The following is a 5,497-nucleotide window of genomic DNA, read 5'->3' as shown; positions in this document are numbered from 1 at the left end:
TAATACTGACCGAGAAATATTGCGCACTATTATCCTGAAATTTAATGGCGGACCAGTTGGACTAAAAACTCTAGCCGCCGCCACTCGTGAAGAGCTTGCGACAATAGAAGAAGTTCACGAACCGTTTTTATTGCAATTAGGGCTCCTAAACCGTACTCCCCGCGGTCGTCTGGCAACCAACGCCGCCTACGAACACTTAAAGATTAGTTTAATATAAATTTATATATTTATTAATCAAAATCACCTTTTCTAAATCTTCCCATTTGCGTCATTTTTGACGTTTTTTCTTTTTCCGCCGGACTTTGCGGACCAAAAACATCGTCTATCATTTCCGCTACTTTTCTTCTATTAGACAGTGTATTTAATTTTTTCTTTCTTTCCGGCGAAAGCTTGGTCTGAGTCATTAAGCTATAAACCGTTGTCATAATTTTATTATGAATATTAGCTCGACTTGTCTCTGAAACTTGCACAGATTGCTCGCCCATACCCGCCATCGCCTTGGCCTTTACCAAAAAACTATAATAACGCCTACATAAATCAATAAATTTTTCTTTAGCTTCATCCGTCCCAAACAAACTTAAAACTTCATCCCATAGTTCTGTACTGCTTGGCCCTTTTTCAATATTTTTTTCCTGCGAAAATTTTTTCATAGATTTTTATCATTTCTTAAATAAAGACGAAAACCATCCAAACACTCCTTTTTTCTTTTTTGGTTTTTTTATTACTGCTGTCTGGGTGTTTTCTTTTTTTTCCAAATCTTTATTCAATTTCTTTTGTCCTTTTTTAATTGTCTTTTGCTCTTTTTCTTTAATTGTTTCTTCTTCTCCCGATTTTTCAAATTCCGATTCTTTAAATTTTTCCTCATCAATTATATTGTTAACCTTTTCTTCAATTCTTTCCATGTCTTCTTTGAGGCGATGCATCATTCTGCTTTTAGCATCTTCATTATCGCCAGCTTGTTCTTCTATGAATTTTACGTTACTTTCAAAATACCGCTGAATACCAGTTACAGGGGGTTGAGTCATTTCATAGATTTTTTCGAATGTTGCATTAAGGGTTAATATACTTGGGTTATCCTCAACTTTTTCCTTTAACTGTACCCATCTCAAACTAATCCTTTGAGCAATAGCCATGGCCTCGTTTTTATAGACCTCGGAGTTGGGCTGTTCTTTTTTTGTTTCTTCTTCAAACGAAACTTCTTCTTCGATCGTATCGTCAGTTACGTCAATTTGTTCTTCTTTTGATGAGATTGCTTCGTCGTTACGCCTTGCTTCACTCCTCGCAATGACAGGAGAGGTTCTACGCTCTGTTTCACTTTTCGCAATAACAGGACGAGAAGATTCCTCCCCTTCTTCCAATTGCTCCAACTGGCGAAGTTTTGCGTGGCGCACTCTTTTTTCTAACTCCTCGCGATATTTTTTATATTGTTTAGAAACAACCGCATAGGCATCATTATGCGGTTCAATAGCAGAAGGGTCAATAAAATCAGCAATACCGTATTTTTTCAATCGCTCTTTATAATTTTCTGCAGTTACAACATCATCCAATGGCCAATCCTCTACACTGCCACCTTTTTTTGCCCATCTTCCCATTGCCTTTCTTTCTGTTTTTGTCGGCTTATAAGCGGCCGCGTCCTGCAAAATCGCGTCCATTACTTTCCAAAGTTCATTCACTCTATCATCAAGCTCGGTCAAAGATAACTTTTCTTTTTTTGCTTCAGCTTCAGAGGTTTTCTTTTTTGTCAATTCAAATCCCTCTTCTACTGAATCCTTTTTAAATAAATCGCTCAAGTCCTCTTCTTTCGGTTCTTGCGCTTCTTTTACTTTTCCTTCTAATATTTTTTCAAACTCTTCTTTTTGTTTTTCTTCTTTTTTTTCTCTTTCTTCTTTTTCATAATCTTCCCCGACTTTTTTCATTTTTCCAGCCAAGCGTTCTTTTGTCGCTTTTCTTTTCACATAAGGAATATTTTCAAAATCCGCTTCGTTTTTTTCTGTTTCTTTCTTTTCTTCTTCCGATTGTAATCGTTCTATTGCCCTTATTCCATCCTCACCTAAAATCTGCCTAGCTTCTTCTTCTCTTGCTCGCCAATCCAAATCTTCTCCAATCCTGTCCCACTCGGCTTCAGAGGCCTCTAGATTTTTTTTGATTTCCGCAACAGTTCCGGCTTCCCCTTTTTTTCCAAATAAAATTTCTTCACGCATTTTTTTGAGCTTTGGTTCAAGCATTTTTGCGCTTTCAGCCGCTTTTTGCAATTTCACTGCGCGCTTCTCACCTTCTTTTTGATATTTATTAATCTTTTCTTCAGCAACTGCTTCCGCTTCCATAGCATTCTCTTCCGACGTTTTCAATTTTTCTTTCAATTCTTCCGGCATAACATCGCCTTTTTTTGGCTCTTCAGCCTCAAGCTCTATTACCCTCTCTTCTGGTTCTTCATCCAAAGCCACGCGTAAAATATTTACACGTTCTTTGTTCTTTTTTCTTTTTTCATTATCAACAACTTCCTGTAAAATTTTCGTCTTTTCTTTAGATAACTCTTCTTTTGATTTTAATGATGCTTTTTCCATATTTTTATAATTTAATTTTTTTATTTATTGATTTTTATGAAATTTTCTATCCTCTTCCGCTAAATCCATTATTTTTTTCCGAAGTTCGTGCGGATTAGGAACTTGTTCTAAAATAAAACGGGCTTTTTCTCCGGCTGTCTGAATATATACATTGCCATAACCAAAAAGCGAAGGCAAAATTCCTTTTATTTCTGAAGTGGCATCTTGAATACGGTATAGATCAAGCTCGGAAATCGTGCGGGCAAAAACGCCTTCCTGTTCAATATTCAAAAGCCTGTCATTTGTAATTATCCATGTATCCAAATAATAATCCAAAAATGCGGCAAAAAGAAATACCCAAACCGCAGAATAATAAATCGATATACCGAGTAAAAGCGCGGGATGCCAAATATTATGTGCCCAAATTATCGGCAAATAATTTTTAAATAAAAAATATAAAACGACTGGAGCCAAAAATAAAAACATAAAATAAAATAACTGGATAACTAAAACAATCTTATCCCGGCGGACAACTTTTTTTATTTTTTCATAGCCTTTTTGGCTAATAAGTTTTTTTAGATGAATGATACCCATGATAAATTTTTAATTTCCAAATTAAAAATTATTTAAAGCCCTACTTTTATGCTCGGCAAAGTCATTGAAATTTGTTCTGTCCAGTTAATCGATGAAAGATATTGACAAGAAAAATATCCAAGAATTGCAAATCCAATTAAAAAAATCAAAAGCGCGCCAAAAGAAATAACGTCTTCTGCCCTGTATCGCGCTAAATTCTTTATATTTATAAAAACAAAAAATAAAATCACCGCGACAATAACCGCATATGGAATTAATAATACCGATAATGGAAAACTTATCATAAAAAATTAATACACCTTAGTAACATCTATCCCTGTATAATAATATTTTAAAATTTTCACATGGTCCCATCCGTTGGTTTCAGCATTGTGGTATGCGCCAAGAGCGCTCATTCCGACCCCATGTCCCCAAAGAGTCTGCCCTGCATCTGACGGAACAGATACAGAAACAAGCCACGGATATCCGCTTCCACCCCAAACTTCCTGCCAAGAACGTGTCCGACCGTCAGAATGTCCAAAATACGGAGTAACGACAATGTCGCCTCCATATGTAATAACCTGACCGGCAGTTTCTTGCGCTGCCTGCTTTACGCGCGGACGACGAACTTCGCTATTATAACCGCGATAAAGCTGGTCGGCAGTTGTTGCCCGCATATGAAAATATCCGCTATATTTTGTATTGCGCTCATAATGATAAAGCGCATAAGTACGAGAAGCAACAATAATTGATTTTATATAATCCAAATCCGAAAGATTACTGGTTTCGGCAATCCCCCATAAATAATGCTCCAATGGTAAATTATTTATAATCCAAAGCCGACCGGTATTTTGCGCTTGGCGAAGAATAATACCGTCGCGATATTTGTTATCATTCCAACCATAATCCGTCGGTCGTGACATAGAAAGCACCGTAAAAACCGTATCATCCTGAAGCCCTGCAAAACGCAATTCGCCAGAAGCGCTAAAATTTATACGCGCATTCATTATTTTAAAAATTTTACTGGAAAAATTATAAGAAACAGTTACTGGTTCGTTGGCAGAAAAATTACCTAACGTAGCACCAGAACCATCTCGTAAAATAAAATTTTTATCTGCCGTCAGTTCAAATGTTTCGCCATCTGTTGTAATAAAATCCAAACCAATTTGAATCTCCGGCTCTTGCATGTTTATTTGATTCACAATCCTTCCAGATGTGTCAGTGGTTGCCGATTCATCAGTTACATAAATCGGAATTTCCACATATCCGCCTTCTACTTCTTTGTCATAGTTGGCAACAAGTTTAAATTTTGCGGTGTACTGTCCAGATTGCTCTGGAGCCTGAAGTTTAAAATCAATAAATGCCAGCTGACCCGGTTCTGTCCGGCTTGTGCCAATCACAGCCGGCTGATGCCCGCTAGTCCAGGTTGGATTATAAAAAATTGAATTGCCGTCAGAAAGCAAATCGTCTTGCGGAACAATTAATCCTTTTATATCCCAACCAGTTTTTCCTGTATTTTTATATCCAAAACGCAAAGATATCAGCTCGCCTGTCTTGGCTTGTATTTCATTATGACTTTTTAAAAGCAAGCTTGCTTGAAAATTAGAACTGGTGATTGGAACTAATACCTCGCCAGCTGCAACCGGAGAGGTAGCTTGTACTGCTGGTTGACTTTTTGACTTTACGACTGTAATTGGAATTAAAAATTCTCCTCCCTCTATCCACGCCTTATCTTCTGCCGCCAAATAAAAAGTTTCAATATAGTTTCCTTCTTTAGTTGGCGCCTTAAGCTTAAATTCTATAAAACCAAGGGTACCGGGCAAAACCGAAGACTGAGCCAATTTTACCGGTTGAATATTCTTGTACCATCCGGATCCTTGAAAGCTAGACTGTCTATATTTTGGTCCAGAAGTATAAATTGACACAAAATTTGCGCCGGTATTGTACCAAGGCGCAATCCCTGTATTTTTAAACCCTACTTTATATAAAATTTCCTCACCGGGTAAAAGCTCCAAATTAGGCGAAGAACGTAAAATTAAGGTAGCTTTATAATCGCTACGTGCATAAGTTGCCGCATGCGCTGTTTTTATACCAAAAATCCGATGCCAGCTAATAGTGCCTTCAGTAGTACCAGAAATAGCATTAGTCTGACCACCACTCACTTCTTTTGCTGAAGCTTCATTTTCTAAAGAATAATAATTCTCCGCTATATTTAGCAAAAAAGCAAACATTACTAAAACAAAAAAAGACACTACAATACCTAAAAGTGTGCCCCTAAAATTCCTCGCCTCTTTTTCCTTTTGGAAGGCGCCAATTGTCCAAACTGCGCCTGTCATAGGCTTTCTATTATTAATTTTATAAAACATTTAGAAAGCTTTTAT

The 5,497-nt window shown here is 37.0% G+C and carries 6 protein-coding genes; 1 reads left to right on the top strand and 5 read right to left on the bottom strand.

From position 1 onward, the window contains the following. The coding region (locus tag COU51_01720; GenBank protein PIR66844.1) for a Holliday junction branch migration DNA helicase RuvB at nucleotides 1–217 on the top strand (217 nt) is incomplete at its 5' end. A 13-nt stretch (nucleotides 218–230) separates the two neighbouring features. Here COU51_01720 and COU51_01715 read toward each other — a convergent pair. Genes COU51_01715 through COU51_01695 form a run of 5 tightly spaced genes read right to left on the bottom strand, consistent with a single transcriptional unit; the run spans nucleotide 231 to nucleotide 5,482 of the window. Next, on the bottom strand, nucleotides 231–650 hold the full coding sequence (locus COU51_01715; GenBank protein ID PIR66843.1) for a hypothetical protein: 420 nt from the start codon (nucleotides 648–650) through the stop codon (nucleotides 231–233). 9 nt (nucleotides 651–659) lie between these two features. Next, nucleotides 660–2,564, bottom strand: coding sequence for a hypothetical protein (locus COU51_01710; protein PIR66842.1), 1,905 nt, complete (start codon nucleotides 2,562–2,564; stop codon nucleotides 660–662). A gap of 24 nt (nucleotides 2,565–2,588) precedes the next feature. Next, nucleotides 2,589–3,137: a hypothetical protein gene (locus COU51_01705; GenBank protein PIR66841.1), complete on the bottom strand. Its 549-nt coding sequence runs from the start codon at nucleotides 3,135–3,137 to the stop codon at nucleotides 2,589–2,591. A 32-nt stretch (nucleotides 3,138–3,169) separates the two neighbouring features. Continuing rightward, nucleotides 3,170–3,421 (bottom strand): hypothetical protein, encoded by a 252-nt coding sequence (locus COU51_01700; protein ID PIR66840.1) that lies wholly within the window; start codon nucleotides 3,419–3,421, stop codon nucleotides 3,170–3,172. A gap of 6 nt (nucleotides 3,422–3,427) precedes the next feature. After that, nucleotides 3,428–5,482, bottom strand: coding sequence for a hypothetical protein (locus COU51_01695; GenBank protein PIR66839.1), 2,055 nt, complete (start codon nucleotides 5,480–5,482; stop codon nucleotides 3,428–3,430). Between the last annotated feature and the right edge of the window lie 15 nt (nucleotides 5,483–5,497).

It is taken from the genome of Parcubacteria group bacterium CG10_big_fil_rev_8_21_14_0_10_36_14, assembly GCA_002772895.1.
Lineage (GTDB): Bacteria > Patescibacteriota > Patescibacteriia.
Note: the sequence above shows the minus strand (reverse complement) of the source record. Positions and strands in the feature narration are given on the sequence as shown.

Coding starts and splice junctions, on each gene's coding strand:
- COU51_01715 (PIR66843.1), bottom strand. CDS start 650: ATGAAAAAATTTTCGCAGGAAAAAAATATTGAAAAAGGGCCAAGCAGT.
- COU51_01710 (PIR66842.1), bottom strand. CDS start 2,564: ATGGAAAAAGCATCATTAAAATCAAAAGAAGAGTTATCTAAAGAAAAG.
- COU51_01705 (PIR66841.1), bottom strand. CDS start 3,137: ATGGGTATCATTCATCTAAAAAAACTTATTAGCCAAAAAGGCTATGAA.
- COU51_01700 (PIR66840.1), bottom strand. CDS start 3,421: ATGATAAGTTTTCCATTATCGGTATTATTAATTCCATATGCGGTTATT.
- COU51_01695 (PIR66839.1), bottom strand. CDS start 5,482: ATGTTTTATAAAATTAATAATAGAAAGCCTATGACAGGCGCAGTTTGG.